At 63.6% G+C, this 21,883-nt stretch carries 19 protein-coding genes; 9 read left to right on the top strand and 10 right to left on the bottom strand.

The genetic code is table 11. From position 1 onward, the window contains the following. From V0R62_RS08290 to gpmI, 4 genes are all read right to left on the bottom strand, one after another. Nucleotides 1-765 carry a divergent polysaccharide deacetylase family protein gene (locus V0R62_RS08290; protein WP_330103383.1) on the bottom strand — a complete coding sequence of 255 codons (765 nt, stop codon included), beginning with the start codon at nt 763-765 and terminating at the stop codon, nt 1-3. Nucleotides 766-775: 10 nt separating this feature from the next. After that, a complete protein-coding gene (locus V0R62_RS08285) occupies nt 776-2,104 on the bottom strand; it encodes a S41 family peptidase (protein WP_280081976.1) in 1,329 nt (442 codons plus the stop codon). Nucleotides 2,105-2,191: 87 nt separating this feature from the next. Continuing rightward, a complete protein-coding gene (locus tag V0R62_RS08280) occupies nt 2,192-3,490 on the bottom strand; it encodes a murein hydrolase activator EnvC family protein (protein ID WP_330103382.1) in 1,299 nt (432 codons plus the stop codon). Nucleotides 3,491-3,629: 139 nt separating this feature from the next. Beyond that, complete coding sequence (gpmI, locus tag V0R62_RS08275) at nt 3,630-5,165, bottom strand: 2,3-bisphosphoglycerate-independent phosphoglycerate mutase (protein WP_330103381.1); 1,536 nt, start codon at nt 5,163-5,165, stop codon at nt 3,630-3,632. Between the two features lie 206 nt (nt 5,166-5,371). Between gpmI and V0R62_RS08270 the strand changes: the two genes are divergently transcribed. From V0R62_RS08270 to secB, 3 genes are read left to right on the top strand one after another with little or no spacing between them, the layout of a single operon-like run. Beyond that, nucleotides 5,372-5,785, top strand: coding sequence for a rhodanese-like domain-containing protein (locus V0R62_RS08270; RefSeq protein WP_028688411.1), 414 nt, complete (start codon nt 5,372-5,374; stop codon nt 5,783-5,785). Nucleotide 5,786: 1 nt separating this feature from the next. Beyond that, a complete protein-coding gene (grxC, locus tag V0R62_RS08265; protein WP_003249204.1) occupies nt 5,787-6,041 on the top strand; it encodes a glutaredoxin 3 in 255 nt (84 codons plus the stop codon). A gap of 39 nt (nt 6,042-6,080) precedes the next feature. Then, a complete protein-coding gene (gene secB / locus V0R62_RS08260) occupies nt 6,081-6,563 on the top strand; it encodes a protein-export chaperone SecB (protein ID WP_186732491.1) in 483 nt (160 codons plus the stop codon). 115 nt (nt 6,564-6,678) lie between these two features. On the opposite strand, the gene trmL is transcribed toward secB, so the two are convergent. Beyond that, nucleotides 6,679-7,134, bottom strand: a complete 456-nt coding sequence (gene trmL / locus V0R62_RS08255; protein ID WP_330103380.1) for a tRNA (uridine(34)/cytosine(34)/5-carboxymethylaminomethyluridine(34)-2'-O)-methyltransferase TrmL — start codon at nt 7,132-7,134, stop codon at nt 6,679-6,681. Here trmL and V0R62_RS08250 point away from each other — a divergent pair. Beyond that, nucleotides 7,133-7,570: a hypothetical protein gene (locus tag V0R62_RS08250; protein ID WP_330103379.1), complete on the top strand. Its 438-nt coding sequence runs from the start codon at nt 7,133-7,135 to the stop codon at nt 7,568-7,570. The two genes, trmL and V0R62_RS08250, sit on opposite strands and share 2 nt — an antisense overlap. A gap of 376 nt (nt 7,571-7,946) precedes the next feature. Here V0R62_RS08250 and ntrC read toward each other — a convergent pair whose 3' ends face one another. The 4 genes from ntrC to glnA all read right to left on the bottom strand — a co-directional run bounded on the left by ntrC (nt 7,947) and on the right by glnA (nt 12,814). Continuing rightward, nucleotides 7,947-9,383 (bottom strand): nitrogen regulation protein NR(I), encoded by a 1,437-nt coding sequence (gene ntrC, locus V0R62_RS08245; RefSeq protein WP_330103378.1) that lies wholly within the window; start codon nt 9,381-9,383, stop codon nt 7,947-7,949. Further along, nucleotides 9,380-10,465 carry a nitrogen regulation protein NR(II) gene (gene glnL, locus V0R62_RS08240; protein WP_330103377.1) on the bottom strand — a complete coding sequence of 362 codons (1,086 nt, stop codon included), beginning with the start codon at nt 10,463-10,465 and terminating at the stop codon, nt 9,380-9,382. The genes ntrC and glnL overlap by 4 nt, the downstream gene beginning before the upstream one ends. Nucleotides 10,466-10,719: 254 nt before the next feature. Further along, the gene (locus V0R62_RS08235; protein ID WP_330103376.1) at nt 10,720-11,262 is read right to left on the bottom strand and encodes a chorismate mutase; all 543 of its coding nucleotides are present in this window, start codon (nt 11,260-11,262) and stop codon (nt 10,720-10,722) included. A gap of 145 nt (nt 11,263-11,407) precedes the next feature. Continuing rightward, nucleotides 11,408-12,814 carry a type I glutamate--ammonia ligase gene (gene glnA / locus V0R62_RS08230; protein WP_008095432.1) on the bottom strand — a complete coding sequence of 469 codons (1,407 nt, stop codon included), beginning with the start codon at nt 12,812-12,814 and terminating at the stop codon, nt 11,408-11,410. A 414-nt stretch (nt 12,815-13,228) separates the two neighbouring features. On the opposite strand from glnA, the gene thiI reads away from it, so the two are divergent. Both thiI and typA read left to right on the top strand, forming a co-directional pair. Beyond that, nucleotides 13,229-14,683, top strand: a complete 1,455-nt coding sequence (gene thiI / locus V0R62_RS08225) for a tRNA uracil 4-sulfurtransferase ThiI (protein WP_062572589.1) — start codon at nt 13,229-13,231, stop codon at nt 14,681-14,683. Between the two features lie 127 nt (nt 14,684-14,810). After that, nucleotides 14,811-16,631, top strand: coding sequence for a translational GTPase TypA (gene typA / locus V0R62_RS08220; protein WP_186732497.1), 1,821 nt, complete (start codon nt 14,811-14,813; stop codon nt 16,629-16,631). A 199-nt stretch (nt 16,632-16,830) separates the two neighbouring features. Here typA and V0R62_RS08215 read toward each other — a convergent pair whose 3' ends face one another. Next, complete coding sequence (locus V0R62_RS08215; protein WP_330103375.1) at nt 16,831-17,235, bottom strand: YkgJ family cysteine cluster protein; 405 nt, start codon at nt 17,233-17,235, stop codon at nt 16,831-16,833. 198 nt (nt 17,236-17,433) lie between these two features. Here V0R62_RS08215 and V0R62_RS08210 point away from each other — a divergent pair, with 198 nt between their 5' ends. The 3 genes from V0R62_RS08210 (at nt 17,434) to V0R62_RS08200 (ending at nt 21,821) form a co-directional block, all read left to right on the top strand. Beyond that, complete coding sequence (locus V0R62_RS08210; protein WP_186732500.1) at nt 17,434-19,899, top strand: glycogen/starch/alpha-glucan phosphorylase; 2,466 nt, start codon at nt 17,434-17,436, stop codon at nt 19,897-19,899. A gap of 311 nt (nt 19,900-20,210) precedes the next feature. Continuing rightward, a complete protein-coding gene (locus V0R62_RS08205) occupies nt 20,211-21,221 on the top strand; it encodes a class 1 fructose-bisphosphatase (RefSeq protein ID WP_050707287.1) in 1,011 nt (336 codons plus the stop codon). Between the two features lie 3 nt (nt 21,222-21,224). After that, nucleotides 21,225-21,821 (top strand): DUF924 family protein, encoded by a 597-nt coding sequence (locus V0R62_RS08200; protein WP_186732501.1) that lies wholly within the window; start codon nt 21,225-21,227, stop codon nt 21,819-21,821. Nucleotides 21,822-21,883 lie beyond the last annotated feature (62 nt).

Raw genomic sequence — 21,883 nt, 5'->3', positions numbered from 1 at the left:
TCAGCGGTTGCTGTACTGGCCATGCTTGCCGTGGGCGGGCATGGCCTGGTTGCCGCGTTCGGCGATCATCTGCCGCAGGTTGACCAGCTCGATACCTTGGCGCTTGAGCTGCGGCAGCTCACGCTCCAGCACCTGCAGGGTCTGTGGATAAGGGTGGCCGATCAGCACAGCCGAACCTTGTTTGCGCGCCAGCTCGATACCTTGCTGCAGTTGCCCAGTGATGGCTTCGGGTGTGCGTACGTCATCGAGGAACACATCCCGTGAGACATGGGCCAGGCCGACTGCCTGTGCCTCTGCCGCCGCCACGGTGGCGGCGCTGGTGCGGCTGTCGACGAAAAACAGGTGGCGGCGCTGCAGTTCCTCCATCAGCCAGTGCATCGGTTCACGCTGGGCGGTCATGCGGCTGCCCATGTGGTTGTTGATACCGGCGGCGTAGGGCACCTTGGCCAATGCGGCGTCCAGGCGCCGGGCCAGTTCCTCGATCGCTGTGCCGGGGTGCCAGGCATAGGGGCCGGTGGCCGGGTCCATGGGCATGTGCAGGATCACCGTGCGCCCGGCCTTGTGGGCCTGGCGGGCGAAGTCGGTGGCGTGGGGCGTGTCGGGCATGATCGCCATCGTGACCGGGCCGGGCAGGGCGAGGGTGCGGCTGTCACGCTCGCTGCTCTGGCCCAGGTCGTCGATGATGATGCTCAGATAGGCCTTGCCCGGCGCCGCCTGGGCGGCACCGAGCATGAGGCAGAACAGCGTGAACAGCAGGTAACGCATGGGGGTCCGGTCAGTCGCCCTTGGTGATGTTCAGGCCCTTGAGCAGGCTGAGGGCCTGGCTGAGCTGGAAGTCGTTGTCCTGCGGGCGATCCTTGCGCTTGCTGCTGCCGCTCGGGCGGTCGGCGCCGCCGTTGCCGTTGCCCAGGTGGCCCTGCAGGTCGGCTTCCTTGAAGTTGTCGTTGTCGGCCTCGGCGGTGAGCTTGGCCGGACGCACCTCGATGTCCGGGACGATGCCCTGGGCCTGGATCGAGCGGCCGTTGGGGGTGAAGTACAGCGCGGTGGTGAGCTTCAACGCACGGTCGTTGGCCAGCGGCAGCACGGTCTGCACCGAGCCCTTGCCGAAGCTGTCGGTGCCCATCAGTACGGCGCGTTTCTGGTCCTGCAGGGCGCCGGCGACGATTTCCGAGGCCGAGGCGCTGCCGCCGTTGATCAGCACTACCAGCGGCACACCTTCGCTGGCGTCGGCCGGGTCGGCGGAGTAGCGCAGCTCGGAGTTGGCGATGCGGCCCTTGGTGTAGACGATCAGGCCCTTGGTCAAGAAGTGGTCGGCCACTTCCACCGCCGACTGCAGCACGCCGCCGGGGTTGTTGCGCAGGTCGAGGACCACGCCGCGCAGCTTCTTGCCGTTGTCCTTGCGCAGCTTGGCCAGGGCCTTGCCCACCTCGTCGCCGGTCTTGACCTGGAACTGGGTGATGCGGATGTAGCCGTAATCGTTTTCCAGCAGCTGGCTCTTGACGCTCTTGACCTGGATCACCGCACGGGCCAGCGTCACGTCGAACGGCGTGCCGCCGTCTCGCACCAGGGTCAGGGTGATCTTCTCGCCGATCTTGCCGCGCATCTTGTCCACGGCCTCGGTCATGGTCTGGCCGCGGGTCGGCGCGCCGTTGATCTTGACGATCAGGTCCCCGGCCTCGATGCCGGCGCGGGAGGCCGGGGTGTCGTCGATGGGCGAGACCACCTTGACGAAGCCGTCTTCCATGCCCACTTCGATGCCCAGGCCGCCGAACTCGCCGCTGGTGCTTTCCTGCAGCTCCTGGAAGTCCTCGGGACCAAGGTAGGCCGAGTGCGGGTCGAGGTTGCTAAGCATGCCCTTGATGGCGTTTTCCAGCAGGGTCTTGTCGTCGACAGGCTCCACATAGGCGGCCTTGATGCGGTCCATGACCTCGGCGAAGGTGCGCAGTTCTTCCAGCGGCAGGGGCGCCTTGGCGGTCACCTCGGTGGCCGGCACCGCAGCCGGCTTGGCGGCTGGCTTGACCGGCTCGGCAGCAACGGCCAGGGGCGCGCCGATGACCAGGGCAATGGTCAGGGCCAGCTGGGTGAGGCGAGGCGAGTGCAGCATGTCGAACGAACTCCTGATCCTGTTGGTGCTCCCGTCGGGAGCATCGGCGCCGCCGTTTCGTGGGCAGCGCCGTAAAAGTAGCATTATCTAGCCTCGGCACCATTGCGCAGGGTCGGTGGGCCGGCCCTGCTGGCGAATCGCGAAGTACAGACCGGCGTTGTCCTGGCCACCGCTGTCGCCGACGGTGGAGATGGCATCACCGGCCTTGACGATGTCGCCGGCGCTCTTGAGCAGGCTCTGGTTGTGGCCGTACAGGCTCAGGTAGCCATTGCCATGGTCGAGAATGACCAGAAGTCCAGCGCCGCGCAACCAGTCGGCGAACACCACGCGCCCGCCGTGCACGGCGCGCACCTGGGTGCCGGCGCTGGCTCCGATCATCACCCCGTCCCACTTGGCCCGGGCGTCGCCGCCGCGGGTATCGCCGAAGCGTGCCAGCAATCGACCATTGACCGGCCATGGAAGTTTGCCCCGGGCCGCAGAAAAAGCGCCCCCGTAGCTGGCGCCATCGCTGGAAACCACCGGGCCGAGGGTGGTGCGGGCCTTTTTCGGCGCCTCCTCGGGCTCCTGGGCACGGGCCGCGGCGGCCAGGGCCTGCTCCTTGCGGCGTTTCTCTTCTTCCTGCCTGGCCAGCAGGGCGCGCTGGCGCGCTTCCTCGGCCTCGCGGGCCTGGCGGGCCAGGGTTTCCTCGATGGTCTTGAGCACCTTGCCCAGCTCGGCCTGGTCCTGCTCGCGGCTCTGCAGCTTCTGGTCGCGCTCTTTCATGTCGCTGTTGAGCTTGGCCAGCACCTGCTGGCGCTTGTCGCGTTCGGCCACCAGCGCCTGACGGCGACCGTCGAGGTCGGCGCGTTGGGTCAGCAGCTGTTCCTGCTGGCGGGCGATGTCCTGCTCGACGTTGGCCAGCTGGCGCAGCGTCTCGTTGAAGGCGCGCAACTGGTCCATGCGCGCCTTGCTCAAGTAGTCGTAATACGTGAGGGTACGGGCGAACTTCTCGGGGTTCTGCTGGTTCAGCAGCAGCTTCAGATATTCTTCGCGGCCATTGTTCTGGTAGGCCGAACGGGCCTGGATGGCAATCAGGCGTTGCTGTTCAACGCGGGCGCTCTGGAGTTTTTTTTTCTCGTGATCAAGGCGCTCCAGCTCGCCCTCGGTCTTTTTTAGTTCTTGCTGCAGTGCCTCCACCTGTTTCTCGAGGGTGCCGATGTCGGTCTCGGTGGACTTGAGGTCTTTCTGCACGCCGGCTTTCTCCTCCTGGAGCTTGCCCAGCATCTTCTTCAGCTCGGCGATGTCCTGGCGGGTGGCGTCCAGCTGCTGCTGGGTCTGCGCGCGCTCGTCGGCGAAGGCCGGGGTGAGCAGGCATGACAGGGCTAGTAAGAAGAGGGCGCGGAGCATGGGGTTTGGCGTACCGGGGATGGAGACTGGCCTAGTATGCCCTTGCGGGCCCGCAAAAAAAACGCCCCGCGGCGTGGGCGGCGGGGCGTTGGTCTGGAATTCAGGTATTTCGGGGCTGCGCAGCAGCCCCGTACAAGCATCAAGCATCGACCAGGATCGAAGTCCCGGTCATCTCGACCGGCTTTTCCAGCCCCAGCAGCTTGAGCATGGTAGGCGCCACATCGGCCAGCACGCCGCCTTCGCGGACCTTGACCTGACGCTTGCCGACATAGATGAACGGCACCGGCTCGCTGGTATGGGCGGTGTGCGCCTGGCCGGTGCACTCGTCTTCCATCTGCTCGACGTTGCCGTGGTCGGCGGTGATCAGCGCTTCGCCGCCGACCTTGTCCAGGGCCTCGACGATACGGCCGACGCAGACGTCCAGGGCCTCGACGGCCTTGACCGCCGCTTCGAACACGCCGGTATGACCGACCATGTCGCCGTTGGCATAGTTGACCACGATCACGTCATAACGCTGCTGCTCGATGGCCTCGACGATGCGGTCGGTAACCTCGGGAGCGTTCATTTCCGGCTGCAGGTCGTAGGTGGCGACTTTCGGCGACGGGATCAGGATGCGCTCTTCGCCTTCGAACGGCTCTTCACGACCACCGGAGAAGAAGAAGGTGACATGCGCGTACTTTTCGGTTTCGGCGATACGCAGCTGGGTCTTGCCGTTCTTCGCCAGGTATTCGCCCAGGACATTGTCCAGGCTGGACGGGGCAAACGCGGCTGGCGCCGGAATTTTCGCCGAATACTGGGTCAGGCCGATGTAGGCCGCCAGCTTGGGCAGGCGTGCGCGTGGGAATTCGTTGAAGTCCGGCTCGACGAATGCCCGGGACAGCTCGCGGGCGCGGTCGGCGCGGAAGTTCATGAAGATGACCGCGTCGCCATCCTCGACCTTGACGGCTTCGCCAATGCGCGTGGCCTTGACGAACTCGTCGTTCTCCTCGCGGGCGTAGGCGGCTTGCAGGCCGGCAAGGGCGCTATCGGCGGTGTATTCGGCGGCGCTGTCGACGATCAGGTTGTAGGCGGCGCTGACACGGTCCCAGCGGTTGTCGCGGTCCATGGCGTAGTAACGGCCGATCAGGCTGGCGATGCGGCCCTTGCCCAAGCGGGCGAAGGTGGCGTCGAGCAGTTCGATCGAGGACTGGGCGCTGCGCGGCGGGGTGTCGCGGCCGTCGAGGAAGGCGTGCAGGTAGATCTTCTCGGCGCCACGCTGCGCGGCCAGCTCGGCCATGGCGATCAGGTGGTCCTGATGGCTGTGCACGCCGCCGTCGGAGAGCAGGCCGAGGATGTGCACGGCCTTGCCGGCGCCGACGGCCTTGTCCACCGCGCCGCCGAGCACGGGGTTCTCGAAGAACTCGCCGTCACGGATGGCCTTGGTCACCCGGGTGAAGTCCTGGTACACCACGCGGCCGGCGCCGAGGTTCATGTGACCGACTTCGGAGTTGCCCATCTGCCCGTCGGGCAGCCCCACGTCCATGCCGGAGCCGGAGATCAGGCCATGCGGCTGGGTGGCGCGCAGGCGGTCGTAGACCGGCGTGTTGGCAGCGAAGATGGCGTTGTATTCGGGGCTTTCGCTGTGACCGAAGCCATCCAGGATGATCAGGACCAGGGGTTTAGGCGTACTCGTCATCAATCAAACTCACGGTTGTTCAAAGATGATAAAGACACGCATTTTAGGGCAAATCCGCCAGCGACGGCGAATATTCCTCCCCTTGCCCGACCAGCGCGGTCAGGCATGCAACATGAAGACGCGTTTGCCGCAAGCCCAGTGGGCTTTGGCGGTCATGGGGCGCTGTGTATACTGGCCGCCATTTTCAATCGCCTGGAACACCCCTGATGGTTGCTCACCTGATTCAATTCGCGACAGATCACTACATCCTGGTGGCCATTTTCGTCGTCCTGCTGGTCCTGCTGCTGATCAACGAAGTCCGCCGTGGCGGCCAGAGCCTGAGCAACGGCCAGCTGACCGCCCTGGTCAACGCCGACAAGGCCGTGGTGATCGATATTCGTACCGCCAAGGAATACTCGGCCGGGCATATCGTCGGTGCGCTGAACATTCCTCAGGACAAAGTCGCCGGCCGCATGAGCGAGCTGGAAAAACACAAAGAGAAGACCCTGATCGTCGTCGACGCGATGGGCCAGCAGTCCGGCACCCTGTGCCGCGAGCTGCTCAAGGCTGGTTACACCGCCGCCAAGCTCAGCGGTGGCGTTTCCAGCTGGAAAGCCGATAACCTGCCCCTGGTGAAGTGATATGAAGCCCGTCATCGTCTATTCCAGCGACTACTGCCCCTACTGCATGCGCGCCAAGTACCTGCTCGAGAGCAAGGGCGTGGCGTTCGAGGAGATCAAGGTCGACGGCAAGCCCCAGGTTCGCGCCGAAATGAGCCAGAAGGCCGGCCGTACCTCGGTGCCGCAGATCTGGATCGGCAGCACGCACGTCGGTGGATGCGATGACCTCTATGCCCTGGAGCGCGCGGGCAAGCTCGACGCGCTGCTGGCGGCCTGATTCGCACTGCATTCAAGAACATTAGGAAAAGGATCTGCCATGACCGAGCAACAGACCAACGGCGCCACTGACGCCACCGCTCCACAATTCTCCCTGCAGCGCATCTACGTGCGTGATCTGTCGTTCGAGGCCCCGAAAAGCCCGCAGATCTTCCGCCAGCAGTGGGAGCCGAGCGTCTCGCTGGACCTGAACACCCGTCAGAAGGCCCTGGAAGGCGACTTCCACGAGGTCGTGCTGACCCTGTCGGTGACCGTCAAGAACGGCGACGAAGTGGCCTTCATCGCTGAAGTGCAGCAGGCTGGCATCTTCCTGATCGCCAATCTGGACGCGGCCTCGATGAGCCACACTCTCGGCGCGTTCTGCCCGAACATCCTGTTCCCTTACGCCCGCGAGACCCTGGACAGCCTGGTGACCCGTGGCTCGTTCCCAGCGCTGATGCTGTCGCCGGTCAACTTCGACGCCCTGTACGCGCAAGAGATGCAGCGCATGCAGGAAGCCGGCGAAGTGCCGACCGTGCAGTAATCGCTGTAACAAGAAAGGGCGACTTCGGTCGCCCTTTTTTTGTTCGTCTTTTAGCAAGGCTTAGCTTCGTGGGAGCGGCGGTGCGCCGATGCGACTTGCCCCGCGATAGGCCCTTTCAGGCAAACCCCTGCTGTCGCCACGCCTCGTACACCGTCACCGCCACAGTATTGGACAGGTTCAGGCTCCGGCACCCCGGCCGCATCGGCAGGCGCAGGCGCTGCTCGGGCGCCAGGTTATCCAGCACCTCGGCCGGCAGGCCGCGGCTTTCAGGCCCGAACAGGAAGGCGTCGCCAGGCTGGTACTCGACCTCATGGAACGGGTGCGAACCCTTGGTGGTAAAGGCGAACAGCCGTGGCTGGTTCAGGCTTTCCAGGCAGTCGGCCAGGCTTTTATGGCGCTTGAGCGTGGCATACTCGTGGTAGTCCAGCCCTGCCCGGCGCAGGCGCTTGTCGTCCAGTTCGAAGCCAATCGGCTCGATCAGGTGCAGGTCGCAGCCGCTGTTGGCGCACAGGCGGATGATGTTGCCGGTATTCGGCGGAATTTCTGGTTGAAAAAGGATGACGTGAAACATGCACGGCTCCAAGCATGAAGATGACGGGCATTCTACCCCCGAACCCGACCCGCGTTCGAAGGCCTTCCCGCGGGTGATCCTGTCGCTGGCGATTGTCGGGCTGATGGTCGGCATGATGATCGGGCGCCTGACCACCCCGGAGGAACGGGTGCTCGAGCAGGTGCAGGTGGTGCAGGATGGCCTGGACCTGTGGTTCAACGAAGAGCCCAAACTGCATGGCGAGAACGTCCAGGGCACCGTGGCCATCGTGTTCGAGGCCCAGGGCAAGGCCCAGCGTGGTCAGCTGACGCTGCAGGACAAGCCAGTGGGCTGGCGCCTGCAGAAGAGCGAAGCGGGGCTGGTGCTGACCGTAGTGGCCGCCCGCCCCCTGCGTGGCGAATGGAACGCAACGGAGGAGGCGGGGCGCTGGCGGGTGCAGGTGAGGCTGCACGAATAAAAGAGGGGATATCCCGGCCTGCCTGTACCAGGGTCCCCAAAACTGCGCGATTGCAACGTAAAGAGGGGGTATCCCGGCCTGCCTGTACCGAGGCCCCCGAAACCGGAGATACGGTGTCAATTGCAGGGGGCGTGCCAGGTTTGCCTTGCCCGTAAATGCTGGTGTTGAGGGCTGTATAGCCAGGTTTTGATGGGATTTATGCCTTCACACGGTGCAAGGGGCACAGGATCGGTGCATGGGGCCTGGAAACGACTGGGGCCGCCTCGTGGCCCTTCGCCGGCAAGCCGGCTCCTACAAGAATGGCGTCATACCTGTAGGAGCCGGCTTGCCGGCGAAGGGCTGCGCAGCAGCCCCAGGATGAATACTTCCGCTCAACTCAGTGATCTTCACCCTCGTCATCATCCCCGCCATCGACCTTCATCCCCAGTTCCTTGATCTTGCGCGTCAGGGTATTGCGCCCCCAGCCCAGCAGCAGAGCTGCGTCACGACGACGCCCGGCGGTGTGCTTGAGCGCGGTCTCGATCATGATCCGCTCGAAGCTGGGCACGGCGCTGTCGAGCAGGCTCGACTGGCCACGGGCCAGGGCCTGGTCGGCCCACTGGCGCAAGGCCTGCTCCCAGTTGGTCACCGGCGCGGCGTCCTGAGGCAGGTTGAGCAACTCTGGCGGCAGATCGCCGACCAGCACCTCGCGGCTGGAGGCCATCACCGTGATCCAGCGGCAGGTGTTCTCCAGCTGGCGCACGTTGCCCGGCCACGGCAGGTTGCGGATGAACTCCTCCGTCTCCGGCTTGAGCAGCTTGGGTTCCACCGCCAGCTCCTGGGCGGCGCGGCCGAGGAAGTGGCGGGCCAGAGCCGGGATGTCCTCGCGCCGATCCGCCAGGCGCGGGATATGGATGCGGATCACGTTGAGGCGGTGGAACAGGTCTTCACGGAACTTGCCGGCCTGCACCAGCGACTCGAGGTTCTGGTGGGTGGCGGCGATGATGCGCACATCCACCTTCACCGGCACATGGCCGCCGACCCGGTAGAACTCGCCATCGGCCAGCACCCGCAGCAGGCGGGTCTGGGTGTCGGCGGGCATGTCGCCGATCTCGTCGAGGAACAGCGTGCCGCCGTCGGCCTGCTCGAAACGGCCGCGGCGCAGGTTGGCGGCGCCGGTGAAGGCGCCCTTCTCATGACCGAACAGCTCGGATTCCATCAGGTCCTTGGGGATCGCCGCCATGTTCAGGGCGATGAACGGCGACGCCGCTCGCGGGCTGTGGCGGTGCAGGGCGTGGGCCACCAGCTCTTTGCCCGTGCCGGACTCACCATTGATCAGCACGGTGATATTGGAGTGGCTGAGGCGGCCGATGGCGCGGAACACCTCCTGCATCGCCGGCGCCTCGCCGATGATCTCGGGGGTGCGAGCCAGCGCCTGGGGCACTTCCAGGGCTTGCTGTTCCTGGGCATGCTGGTTGGCGCGCTTGACCAGCGACACCGCCTCGTCGACATCGAACGGCTTGGGCAGGTACTCGAAGGCGCCGCCCTGGTACGAGGCCACGGCGCTGTCCAGGTCGGAGTGGGCGGTCATGATGATCACCGGCAACCCCGGGTGCTGTTCGCGGATCTGGGCGAGCAGGTCGAGGCCGCTGGCGCCCGGCATGCGGATGTCCGAGATGATCACGTCCGGCTGCTGGCGGGCCAGGCGGCCCATGACGCCGTCGGCGCTGTCGAAGCTCTGGGTGGTCATGCCTTCCTGCTGCAGGGCCTTTTCCAGGACCCAGCGGATGGAACGATCATCATCGACGATCCAGACGGTTTCACTTCGGCTCATGGGGCGGTGGCTCCTTGTTCCAGGGGCAGGTAGATCGAGAAGGTGGTGTGGCCGGGGTGGCTCTCGCACTCGATCAGGCCCTGGTGCTGGCTGATGATGTTCTGGGTGATGGCCAGGCCCAGCCCGGTACCGTCCGGGCGGCCGCTGACCATGGGATAGAAGAGGGTGTCCTGCAGTTCCGCAGGAATGCCGGGGCCGTTGTCGACGATCTCGATCCTGGCGACCAGGCGGTGGCGCACATGGCCGATGGTGAACTGGCGCACGGCGCGGCTGCGCAGGGTGATGCGGCCCAGGCGCAACTCGTTCTGCCCGCCGATGGCCTGCATGGCGTTGCGCACGATGTTGAGCACGGCCTGGATCATCTGCTCGCGGTCTATCAGCACGTCCGGCAGGCTCGGGTCGTAGTCGCGCACCAAGGTGATGCAACCCTGGCTCTCGGCCTCGACCAGGCTGCACACGCGCTCGAGCACTTCGTGGATGTTGGTCATGGCCAGCGACGGCAGCTTGTTCGAGCCGAGCATGCGGTCGACCAGGTTACGCAGGCGGTCGGCCTCTTCGATGATCACGTTGGTGTAGTCGCGCAGGCTTTCTTCCGGCAGTTCGCGGGCCAGCAACTGGGCCGCGCCGCGGATGCCGCCGAGGGGGTTCTTGATCTCGTGAGCCAGGCCGCGCACCAGCATCTTGGTGGTTTCCTGCTTGCTCAGCTGGGCCTCTTCCTTGGTGATGCGCAGCAGTCGGTCGCGCGGGTGCACCTCCAGCAACAGCAGGGTATGGCCCAGGTGCAGGATGGGGGTGACGGCATAGTCGACGGTGATGGTCTGGCCGGTCAGCGAGGTCAGCTGCGCTTCACGCTTGGTGAACGGGTGCGCCTGCTCCACCGCCTGGCGCAGCGAATTGAGCGCCTCGGTCGATTCGGTGAACAGCTCGCTGATGAACTGCCCGTGGCTGCGCTGGCCGCTGACGGCCAGCAGCATCTCCGCGGCCGGGTTCATGTATTCCAGGCGCAGTTCAGAGTTGAGCAGCAGCGTGGCCGTGGTCAGGTTGTCCAGAAGCAGACGGTGCTGTGCATCGCTGATGGTCATAAGGCGTCGTTGACCTCTTTTGGCACAGTGGCGCCCAAGAGCTCGGGCCTGGGGCGCGCACGGAAGAGTGCTGGATGCAGTGAAAATGCAAGAACCAAACCAAGGCTCCGAAAAGAAGCGGAAATTCCGGATAAAGACCTGGATTTGCGCGAATTCGAGCCAGAAAGCCCTGGTTTATCGATTCTTGTGAACCAAATTGGGATGCATGATGGGGCGCTTCGCGCAGTCATGCACCAATATGGAGCATAGGGCGGTCAGCGCATTTTGCACAGCTGGGCGCTGGCGCGAACCAGGGCGAGGTGGCGGGTGGTGTCCTGGGAGCGTTGTTGCAGGGCGTCGGCCAAGTGGTTGGCGCAGTTGTCCGGCGGGGTCTGGTCAAAGCGGGCGAGGGCGCTCAGCAGCTGTTCCTGCAGCAGGTCCAGTTCAGGGCGCACTTCGCTGGCCAGGTCGCGGCGTGGAAGGGCTGGCGCTTGTCGGGCGCGATGCCAGGTGTCGAGCAGGTGGTACTGCACGAGCTTGTTGGCTTCGATCTGGTCGGCAAAGAAGGCCTCGACGCGTGCCGGATCCAGGTGGTGGGCGACGGCGGCCTGGCGTGCGCCGAGCAATACCTGGTGCTCGCGGGCGCTGGCCTGCACGGGTTGCTGGTGATCCCACTTGTGCAGTGCGACCGCTTCGGCCAGGTCGAGGCGCCGGTCAATGGTGGTCAACAACTGGTCGAGCGTGGGCGCGGTGCTGGTTGAGGTTGCGCAGCCGGACAGGGCGACACAACAGGTCAGGGCGAAGGTGGTGGCACGCATGGCGATCTCCTTGGGTATGAGGCATCGAGTTTCGCCTTTGGGTGTGCGGCGGCTAATAGGTGTTGTCCGATGATGAGGGGGCGAAAAAGAAACGGCCTCCCGAGGGAGGCCGTCCTGATGTCATCGACGCGGGGCGCCGATCATATCAGCAGCTGTAGTACAGCTCGTATTCCAGCGGGTGCACGAAGGTGCGGACCTTGATCTCTTCTTCGCTCTTCAGCTCGATGAAGGCATCGATGAAGTCGTCGGAGAACACGCCGCCCTTGGTCAGGAACGCACGGCCCTTGTCCAGCTCTTCCAGGGCTTCCTTCAGGCTGCCGCACACCTGTGGGATGTCCTTGGCCTCTTCTGGAGGCAGGTCGTACAGGTTCTTGTCCGCAGCATCGCCTGGGTGGATCTTGTTCTGGATGCCGTCCAGGCCTGCCATCAGCAGGGCCGCGAAGGCCAGGTACGGGTTGGCCGATGGGTCCGGGAAGCGTGCTTCGATACGGCGGGCTTTCGGGCTGCCGACGTAAGGAATACGGATCGAGGCGGAACGGTTGCGCGCCGAGTAGGCCAGCATCACCGGGGCTTCGAAACCTGGGACCAGACGCTTGTAGGAGTTGGTCGAAGGGTTGGTGAAGCCGTTCAGGGCCTTGCCGTGCTTGATGATGCCGCCGATGAAGTACAGAGCGGTGTCGGACAGGCCGGCATAGCCTTCGCCGGAGAAGGTGTTCTTGCCGTCTTTCCAGATCGACATGTGCACGTGCATGCCCGAGCCGTTGTCGCCGTACAGAGGCTTGGGCATGAAGGTGGCGGTACGGCCGTAGGCGTCGGCAACGTTGTGCACGACGTACTTCAGGGCCTGTACTTCGTCAGCTTTCTTCACCAGGGTGTTGAACTTGACGCCGATTTCGTTCTGGCCGGCGGTCGCCACTTCGTGGTGGTGGACTTCGACGGTCTGGCCCATTTCTTCCAGGGCGTTGCACATGGCGGTGCGGATTTCGTGGTCGTGGTCGAACGGCGGAACCGGGAAGTAGCCGCCTTTCACGCCCGGACGGTGGCCTTTGTTGCCGCCTTCGACGTCAGCGCCGGTCATCCACGAGCCTTGCTCGGAGAAGATCTTGAACATCGAGCCGGAGATGTCCGACTGGAACTTCACTTCGTCGAAGATGAAGAACTCCGGCTCCGGGCCTGCGAATACGGTGTCACCGATGCCGGTGCTCTTCAGGTACTCTTCGGCGCGCTTGGCGATGCCGCGCGGGTCGCGATCGTAGCCCTGCATGCTCGACGGATCGACGATATCGCAGGTGATGATCAGGGTCGGCTCTTCGGTGAACGGGTCCAGCACGGCGGTGTCGTCGACCGGCATCAGGATCATGTCGGAGGCTTCGATGCCTTTCCAGCCAGCGATGGAGGAACCGTCGAACATCTTGCCGACTTCGAAGAAGTCTTCGTCCAGGCCATCGCGCGCCGGCATGGTCACGTGATGCTGAATGCCCTTGGTGTCCGTGAAACGCAGATCAATCCACTTGACGTCATGATCTTTGATGAGTTGAACCGACTTCGACATGTTGTCCTCCGGATGGTCTAGGGCGCAGTTGGCCGCTGCCCTGGAAAAAGGGTGTCGCTGGGCGCGGATAGTCGGCCAAGCGTACCTGCCTCACAAGGGAGCAAATTGCATGCCAGTGCCCAAAAATGGCGAGTGTGGGATGAAAGGTGGCGTTGGCGGGCATTTCATGAAGATGTGGAGTGTAGCCTTGCACTTATAAGATGCGTTTTTTGGTTGTCATGCACCATTATGGTGCTCTTGTGCTGGTGCGGGCCTTATCGCGGGGCAAGCCCGCTCCCACGCAGGAGGCCGACGAGGGGTGGTGCGGCCAACATAAATCGCACCTTCTGTACAAAAGTTGCTCAAACCTTGAGCGATTTCCGCTATAATTCGCGCCCCCTATTTTCGGCAGGCCCTGCGCGCGCTGTTAAACCAATGAAACTTATCGTCAAAGTCTTCCCAGAGATCACCATCAAGAGCCGGCCGGTGCGCAAGCGCTTCATCCGCCAGCTCGCCAAGAACATCCGCAACGTGCTCAAGGACCTGGATCCCGAGCTCGCGGTTGACGGTGTCTGGGACAATCTCGAGGTGGTTACCCGCGTCGAGGACGAGAAGATCCAGCGTGAGATGATCGAGCGCCTGTCCTGCACCCCGGGTATTACCCACTTCCTGCAGGTCGAGGAATACCCGCTGGGCGACTTCGACGACATCGTCGCCAAGTGCAAGCACCACTTCGGCCACCTGCTGGCCGGCAAGTACTTCGCCGTGCGCTGCAAGCGCGGCGGCCACCACGACTTCACCTCGATGGACGTCGACCGCTACGTCGGCAGCCAGCTGCGCCAGCAATGCGGCGCCGCCGGCATCGAGCTGAAGAAGCCGGAAGTGCTGGTGCGCATCGAGATCCGCGACCAGCGCCTGTACGTGATCCACAACCAGCACAATGGCATCGGCGGCTACCCGCTGGGCGCCCTGGAGCAGACCCTGGTGCTGATGTCCGGTGGCTTCGACTCCACCGTGGCGGCCTACCAGATGATGCGCCGTGGCCTGATGACCCACTTCTGCTTCTTCAACCTCGGTGGCCGCGCCCACGAACTGGGTGTGATGGAAGTGGCCCATTTCCTGTGGAAGAAGTACGGCAGCAGCCAGCGCGTGCTGTTCATCAGCGTGCCGTTCGAGGAAGTGGTCGGCGAAATCCTCAACAAGGTCGACAACAGCTACATGGGCGTCACGCTCAAGCGCATGATGCTGCGCGCGGCTGCGCGCATGGCCGACCGCCTGCAGATTGACGCCCTGGTCACCGGCGAGGCGATCTCCCAGGTCTCCAGCCAGACGCTGCCGAACCTGTCGATCATCGACTCGGCCACCGACAAGCTGGTGCTGCGTCCGCTGCTTGCCAGCCACAAGCAGGACATCATCGACCAGGCCACCGAGATCGGCACCGCCGATTTCGCCAAGCACATGCCCGAGTACTGCGGCGTGATCTCGGTGAACCCGACCACCCATGCCAAGCGTCACCGCATGGAGCACGAAGAGAAGCAGTTCGAGATGGAAGTGCTGGAGCGTGCCCTGGAGCGCGCCAAGTTCATTTCCATCGACCACGTGATCGATGAGCTGGGCAAGGACATCGAAGTCGAGGAAGTGGCCGAGGCGCTGCCCGGTCAGATCGTCATCGACATTCGTCACCCTGATGCCCAGGAAGACGAACCCCTGGCGCTGGAAGGTATCGAAGTCCAGGCCATGCCGTTCTACGCGATCAACAGCAAGTTCAAGCACCTGGACCCTACGCGCCAGTACCTGCTGTATTGCGACAAGGGTGTGATGAGCCGTCTGCACGCACACCACCTGCTCAGTGAGGGACATGCCAATGTGCGTGTTTATCGTCCGACATAAGACGCCAGGGCTGTATGGCGGTAGCATCCGCCATCGCCCTCCCGACCGCCGGGCCCGCTGAGCCTTAAACAGTACATATTGGCCGCCTACACTGGCGGCAACCGAATCCTCTGATCGAGATACAGTTGTGATCGAAAATCTGCGTAACATCGCCATCATCGCCCACGTTGACCATGGTAAAACCACCCTGGTCGACAAACTCCTGCGCCAGTCCGGCACCCTGGAGCGTAACGAGCTCAACGACGAGCGCGTCATGGACTCCAACGACCAGGAAAAAGAGCGCGGCATTACCATTCTGGCGAAGAACACCGCCATCAACTGGAACGGCTACCACATCAACATCGTCGACACCCCCGGCCACGCCGACTTCGGTGGCGAGGTTGAGCGTGTAATGTCGATGGTCGACTCCGTGCTGCTGCTGGTCGACGCGCAAGACGGCCCGATGCCGCAAACCCGCTTCGTGACCAAGAAGGCCTTCGAAGCCGGCCTGAAGCCGATCGTCGTGATCAACAAGGTCGACCGTCCGGGCGCGCGTCCTGACTGGGTTCTGGACCAGATCTTCGACCTGTTCGACAACCTCGGCGCCACCGACGAACAGCTGGACTTCAAAGTCGTCTACGCCTCGGCCCTGAACGGCATCGCCGGCCTGGACCACACTGCCATGGGCGAAGACATGACCGCGCTGTACCAGTCGATCGTCGACAACGTACCAGCCCCGTCTGTTGATCGTGACGGCCCGTTCCAGATGCAGATCTCCGCTCTGGACTACAACAGCTTCCTCGGTGTTATCGGCGTTGGCCGTATCGCCCGTGGTCGCGTCAAGCCGAACACCCCGGTTGTTGCCATCGATGTTGACGGCAAGAAGCGCAACGGTCGTATCCTCAAGCTGATGGGCCACCACGGCCTGCACCGCGTCGACGTCGAAGAAGCCCAGGCTGGCGACATCGTCTGCATCAGCGGTTTCGACGAGCTGTTCATCTCCGACACCCTGTGCGCCCCGGATACCGTCGAGGCAATGAAGCCGCTGACCGTTGACGAGCCAACCGTTTCGATGACCTTCCAGGTCAACGACTCGCCGTTCTGCGGTAAAGAAGGCAAGTTCGTCACCAGCCGTAACATCAAGGACCGTCTGGACAAAGAGCTGCTGTACAACGTTGCCCTGCGCGTTCAGGAAACCGATTCCCCTGACAAGTTCAAGGTATCGGGCCGTGGCGAGCTGCACCTGTCGGTACTGATCGAAACCATGCGCCGTGAAGGCTTCGAGATGGCCGTGGGCCGTCCTGAAGTGATCATCCGCGAAGTCGACGGCGTCAAGCAGGAGCCGTTCGAGAACGTCACCATCGACATCCCTGAAGAATCCCAGGGCAAGGTCATGGAAGAGATGGGTCTGCGTAAAGGCGACCTGACCAACATGGTTCCGGATGGCAAGGGCCGTGTTCGCCTGGAGTACAACATTCCAGCCCGTGGTCTGATCGGTTTCCGTAACCAGTTCCTGACCCTGACCAACGGTGCAGGCATCCTGACCTCGATCTTCGATCGCTACGACACCATGAAGTCGGGCCAGATGTCCGGTCGCCTGAACGGCGTTCTGGTTTCGGTCGAGACCGGCAAGGCACTGACCTACTCGCTGGAAACCCTGCAGGCTCGCGGCAAGCTGTTCGTTGAACACGGCCAGGAGATCTACAACGGTCAGATCATCGGTCTGAACAGCCGTGACAACGATCTGGGCGTGAACCCGACCAAAGGCAAGAAGCTCGACAACATGCGTGCTTCGGGCAAGGACGAAGTCATCGCCCTGGTTCCGCCGGTTCGCCACACCCTCGAGCAGGCCCTGGAATTCATCCAGGACGACGAGCTGTGCGAAGTGACTCCGAAGTCGATCCGTCTGCGCAAGAAGATCCTCGACGAAGGCGAGCGTACCCGCGCTGCCAAGAAAGCCAAAAACTGAGTCATTAGTTCAGGCTGAATGAAAACGCCCCCGGTCGAAAGGCCGGGGGCGTTTTTGTTTGCCTTGAGAATTTGGGGCCGCTTTGCGGCCCATCGCGACACAAGGCCGCTCCTACAGGAGATCGCGGTCCCCTGTAGGAGCGGCCTTGTGTCGCGATGGGCTGCAAAGCAGCCCCCAGGATTTCAAAAGCAAAGCAGGATCAGCGGGTAGCCATCTTGGGCTTGTACGCACAATACCCCGGCCGCGGCCCGACCTTGGGATGATTGCGACAGGTATCCGGGCGCTTGTCATAAATGGTGCACAGCCGGCTCTTGCGGTCCAGATAGAGGCAGTCGTCGTTGCTCATCCGGGTCAGGGTGAAGATCCCTGACTTCTGGTTGAAGCGTTCGATGATGCCGTCCTTCTGCAGGCGCTTGGCGATGTTCTTCGGTGGCTCGTCCTTCTCGAACTCGTCCACCACGCCGATGCGGATCAGATCCTTGATCTTCACCTCCACCGGCAGGGTGCAGCAGGTCGAGTGGCAGCCACCGCACATGTGGCTGGCATAGCGCTGCCAGGTCTCCAGGCGGTCGACTTCGGCGGCGGCGATCAGGGTCGGTTTCATGGTTGCGGTTTTATTCTTGCAAGGGAAATCACGGTTTTGGGGCGCGCGATGATACCGGAGTTGTTCAATTTGTGAACAACCTTTTGCCGGTTTCACCAGCGGTGGATGAAAACCGCGAACCGTCGCTGTCGCTCCGTGTCAGAGCGTCTAGGCTGAACAATCTCCCTGCGCTTTCGCCCATTTGCCCGAGGATGCCTCATGTCCCAGGAAACCGAAGCCCGTGACGAAAAGGACCATAGTGCAGAGGTGGCGGCCTTTCGCGCCGCCGTGCTGGCCAAGCTGACCTACGCGGTCGGCAAGGACCCGGAACACGCCTTCGACCATGATTGGTTCGAAGCTATCGCCCTGGCGGCCCGCGACCATATGGTCGATCACTGGATGGACCACACCCGACGGGCCTACCGACGCAGCCAGAAGCGCGTCTATTACCTCTCCCTCGAGTTCCTCATCGGTCGCTTGCTGTACGACAGCCTGAGTAACCTCGGCTACCTGGAGATCGCCCGCGAGGCCCTGCAGGGGCTGGACGTGGACCTCGAGCGCATCCGTCTGCTCGAGCCCGACGCGGCGCTGGGCAACGGCGGCCTGGGTCGGTTGGCGGCGTGTTTCATGGAAAGCATGTCGACCCTGGGCATCGCCGCTCATGGCTATGGCATTCGCTACGAGCATGGCCTGTTCCGCCAGGCGGTGGTCGATGGCTGGCAGCAGGAGCAGACCGAGAACTGGCTGGATTTCGGCAACCCCTGGGAGTTCGAGCGCGCCGAGGTGATCTACCCGATCAGTTTCGGCGGCAGCGTCGAAACCGTGCACGAGGGCAATGGCCAGCAGCGCCAGGTCTGGTGGCCGGGCGAGACGGTGCGGGCGGTGGCCTACGACACGCCGGTGGTCGGCTGGCGTGGCTCCAGCGTCAATACCCTGCGCCTGTGGCGGGCCCGGGCCTTGGAAGAACTGCACCTGGAGCGCTTCAACGCCGGCGACCACCTGGGCGCGGTGGCCGAGGTGGCCCGCGCCGAGAGCATCTCGCGGGTGCTGTACCCGGCCGACAGCACCGAGGCCGGCCAGGAGCTGCGCCTGCGCCAGGAGTATTTCTTCGTCTCGGCCTCGCTGCAGGACCTGCTGCGCCGCCACCTGAACATGCACAAGGATCTGCTCAACCTGCCGGACGCCGCGGCGATCCAGCTCAACGACACCCACCCGTCGATCGCCGTGGCCGAACTGATGCGCCTGTTGGTGGACCAGCACGAAATCCCCTGGGACAAGGCCTGGGCGCTTACCGTCGGAACCTTGGCCTATACCAACCACACCCTGCTGCCCGAGGCCCTGGAAACCTGGCCGGTGGCGCTGATGGAGCGCATGCTGCCGCGGCACATGCAGATCATCTACCTGATCAACGCCTACCATATCGATGCCCTGCGGGCCAAAGGCCTGCACGACTTCGACGTGCTGCGCGCGGTGTCGCTGATCGAGGAGGACAATGGCCGGCGGGTGCGTATGGGCAACCTGGCGTTTCTCGGCTCGCACAGCGTCAACGGCGTGTCGGCGCTGCACAGCAAGCTGATGAAGAGCACGGTGTTCGCCGAGTTGCACAAGCTCTACCCGCAGCGGATCAACAACAAGACAAACGGCATCACCTTCCGTCGCTGGCTGTACCAGTCCAACCCGCAACTCACGGCGATGCTGATCGAGGCGTTGGGGCCAGAGGTGCTGGACGACCCGGAAGGCAAGCTCAAGGGGCTGGCGCCGTTTGCCGACAAGGCCACCTTCCGCAAGCAGTTCGCCGCCCAGCGCCTGCACAGCAAGCGCGCCCTGGCCAGCATCATCCAGGACCGGTTGGGGGTGACGGTCAATCCGGAGGCGCTGTTCGACGTCCAGGTCAAGCGTATCCACGAGTACAAGCGCCAGTTGCTCAACCTGCTGCACACGGTGGCGCTGTACCAGGCCATTCGCAACGACCCCGGCACCGACTGGGTGCCGCGGGTGAAGCTATTCGCCGGCAAGGCGGCGGCCAGTTACCACCAGGCCAAGCTGATCATCAAGCTGGCCAATGACATCGCCCGGGTGGTCAACAACGACCCCACGGTGCGTGGCCTGCTCAAGGTGGTGTTCCTGCCCAACTACAACGTCAGCTTGGCCGAGAGCATCATCCCGGCGGCGGACCTGTCCGAGCAGATCTCCACCGCCGGCTACGAGGCGTCCGGTACCAGCAACATGAAGTTCGGCCTCAACGGCGCGCTGACCATCGGCACCCTGGATGGCGCCAATGTCGAGATGTGTGAACAGGTGGGCGCCGAGAACATGTTCATCTTCGGCCTGACCGCCCAGCAGGTGGAGGCGCGCAAGCGCAGCGGCGATTTCGGCGCCGCTGCGGCGGTCGCCGCCTCCCATCGCCTGGGCGATGTGCTGCAGGCGATCCGCAGCGGGGTGTTCTCGCCGGACGACCCGGCGCGCTATGCCGGGTTGGTGGATGGATTGATCGCTTATGACCGCTTTCTGGTGTGCGCCGACTTCGATGCCTACTGGGATGCCCAGCGACGGGTCGAGGAACTGTGGCACGCGCCGCAGGACTGGTGGCGCATGGCGGTGCTCAATACCGCGCGGATGGGCTGGTTCTCGTCGGACCGGACGATTCGCGAGTATGCGACCGAGATCTGGAAGGCATTGGATTGAGGGCGCAGCCTGCGTAATCGCTGTAGGAGCGGCCTTGCCGAGGCGTCGGACCGGCCGGAAAGGGCCGCATTGCGGCCCCGGCAATATCCGCATTGACACTGAAATGCTGGGGCCGCTTAGCGGCCCTTTCGCGGCACAAGGCCGCTCCTATAGAGATCGTGCAGGCGGCAGCATGTTTGGTAGCCCGGCCGACCACCGGCCTGGCAGTGGATGAACTCAAGGGTCGAAGTCGAGTCTCTTTGCTCGCTAGCCCGCAACTCTCCCTGTAAACTGCGGGGGTTTTTCTCCCCCTATTCCTTTCGGAGCCATACATGTCCCGCGTTACCCTGAGTCGCTATCTGATTGAGCAGACCCGCAGCAACAATACCCCTGCCGATCTGCGCTTCCTGATCGAGGTGGTGGCGCGTGCGTGCAAGGAGATCAGCCACCACGTGTCCAAGGGCGCCCTGGGTGGCGTGCTGGGCAGCATGGGCACCGAAAACGTGCAGGGCGAAGTGCAGAAGAAGCTCGACGTGATCTCCAACGACATCCTGCTCGAGGCCAACGAGTGGGGCGGCCACCTGGCCGGCATGGCGTCCGAGGAAATGGACAACGCCTACCAGATCCCGGGCAAATACCCGAAAGGCGCCTACCTGCTGGTCTTCGACCCGCTGGACGGCTCGTCGAACATCGACGTCAACGTTTCGGTCGGCACCATCTTCTCGGTACTGCGTTGCCCTAACCAGTACCTGAGCCAGAACGAAAGCCTGAACGAGAATGCCTTCCTGCAGCCAGGCACCGAGCAGGTCGCCGCTGGTTACGCCATCTACGGCCCGCAGACCATGCTGATCCTGACCCTGGGCAACGGCGTCAAGGGCTTCACCCTGGACCGCGAGCTGGGCAGCTTCGTCCTGACCCACGAGAACATCCGCGTCCCGGAAACCACCGCCGAGTTCGCCATCAACATGTCCAACCAGCGCCACTGGGAAGCCCCGGTGCAGCGCTACGTGGGCGAGCTGCTGGCCGGCGAGACCGGTCCGCTGAAGAAGAACTACAACATGCGCTGGATCGCCTCGATGGTGGCCGACGTGCACCGCATCCTGACCCGTGGCGGCCTGTTCATGTACCCGCGCGACGCCCGCGAGCCGAGCAAGCCGGGCAAGCTGCGCCTGATGTACGAAGCCAACCCGATGTCGTTCATCATCGAACAGGCCGGCGGCGCATCCACCAACGGTTACGAGCGCATCCTCGACATCAAGCCGGAGAGCCTGCACCAGCGCGTGTCGGTGATCCTCGGCTCGAAGGAAGAGGTCGAGCGCGTCACCGCCTACCACAAGGAGTAAGTCATGCTCGCACCTTGGCAGCCGTTGCTGGAATGGTGGTTCGGTTGGGGCAGCAGTCCCCAGGCCGTGGCTGACGAGAAGAACACGCTGTGGTTCGGCAAGCACCATGACGCCGAAGCCCAGGCTCAGTTCGGCCACCTGGTCGAGCAGGCCCTCTCGGGCGGGCTCGATGAGTGGCAGCAGAGCCCGCAGGGCTGGCTTGGCCTGCTGATCCTGCTGGATCAGCTGCCGCGCATGATCCACCGAGACACGCCGCGCGCCTTCGAAGGCGATCGGCGGGCGCAGGTGGTGGCCATGCAGGGCCTGCAGAAGGGCTGGGACTACCAGTTGCTGCCGATCCAGCGGGTGTTCGTGCTGCTGGTGCTGGAGCACGCCGAGGTGCTGGACTGGCAGAACCTGTGCGTGGAGCGTTACCAGATGCTGCTGGCTGAACAGCCCGAGGCCAACCGCCGGTTGTTCGAAGGCTTCCTCGACTATGCCGAGCAGCACCAGCGGGTGATTGCCCGGTTTGGGCGCTTCCCGCACCGCAACCTGGTGTTGGAGCGGCCGAGTACCAGCGAGGAGATGGATTTCTTGCTGGAGCCGGGTTCCCGCTTCTGAATAGCTGGGCCTGCTGCGCAGGCCTTTCGCGACACAAGGGCGCTCCTACAGGGAATCGCATC

The organism is Pseudomonas carassii (assembly GCF_036324045.1).
GTDB lineage: Bacteria > Pseudomonadota > Gammaproteobacteria > Pseudomonadales > Pseudomonadaceae > Aquipseudomonas > Aquipseudomonas peradeniyensis.
Note: the sequence above shows the minus strand (reverse complement) of the source record. Positions and strands in the feature narration are given on the sequence as shown.

Bases quoted from the DNA above. Each gene is read 5' to 3' on its own strand.
- V0R62_RS08285 (WP_280081976.1), bottom strand. From the start codon at position 2,104: ATGCTGCACTCGCCTCGCCTCACCCAGCTGGCCCTGACCATTGCCCTG.
- glnA (WP_008095432.1), bottom strand. From the start codon at position 12,814: ATGTCGAAGTCGGTTCAACTCATCAAAGATCATGACGTCAAGTGGATT.
- secB (WP_186732491.1), top strand. From the start codon at position 6,081: ATGACCGAGCAACAGACCAACGGCGCCACTGACGCCACCGCTCCACAA.
- V0R62_RS08290 (WP_330103383.1), bottom strand. From the start codon at position 765: ATGCGTTACCTGCTGTTCACGCTGTTCTGCCTCATGCTCGGTGCCGCC.
- V0R62_RS08200 (WP_186732501.1), top strand. From the start codon at position 21,225: ATGCTCGCACCTTGGCAGCCGTTGCTGGAATGGTGGTTCGGTTGGGGC.
- trmL (WP_330103380.1), bottom strand. From the start codon at position 7,134: ATGTTTCACGTCATCCTTTTTCAACCAGAAATTCCGCCGAATACCGGC.
- gpmI (WP_330103381.1), bottom strand. From the start codon at position 5,165: ATGACGAGTACGCCTAAACCCCTGGTCCTGATCATCCTGGATGGCTTC.
- ntrC (WP_330103378.1), bottom strand. From the start codon at position 9,383: ATGAGCCGAAGTGAAACCGTCTGGATCGTCGATGATGATCGTTCCATC.
- V0R62_RS08280 (WP_330103382.1), bottom strand. From the start codon at position 3,490: ATGCTCCGCGCCCTCTTCTTACTAGCCCTGTCATGCCTGCTCACCCCG.
- glnL (WP_330103377.1), bottom strand. From the start codon at position 10,465: ATGACCATCAGCGATGCACAGCACCGTCTGCTTCTGGACAACCTGACC.
- V0R62_RS08205 (WP_050707287.1), top strand. From the start codon at position 20,211: ATGTCCCGCGTTACCCTGAGTCGCTATCTGATTGAGCAGACCCGCAGC.
- V0R62_RS08215 (WP_330103375.1), bottom strand. From the start codon at position 17,235: ATGAAACCGACCCTGATCGCCGCCGCCGAAGTCGACCGCCTGGAGACC.
- thiI (WP_062572589.1), top strand. From the start codon at position 13,229: ATGAAACTTATCGTCAAAGTCTTCCCAGAGATCACCATCAAGAGCCGG.
- grxC (WP_003249204.1), top strand. From the start codon at position 5,787: ATGAAGCCCGTCATCGTCTATTCCAGCGACTACTGCCCCTACTGCATG.
- V0R62_RS08250 (WP_330103379.1), top strand. From the start codon at position 7,133: ATGCACGGCTCCAAGCATGAAGATGACGGGCATTCTACCCCCGAACCC.
- V0R62_RS08270 (WP_028688411.1), top strand. From the start codon at position 5,372: ATGGTTGCTCACCTGATTCAATTCGCGACAGATCACTACATCCTGGTG.
- V0R62_RS08210 (WP_186732500.1), top strand. From the start codon at position 17,434: ATGTCCCAGGAAACCGAAGCCCGTGACGAAAAGGACCATAGTGCAGAG.
- V0R62_RS08235 (WP_330103376.1), bottom strand. From the start codon at position 11,262: ATGCGTGCCACCACCTTCGCCCTGACCTGTTGTGTCGCCCTGTCCGGC.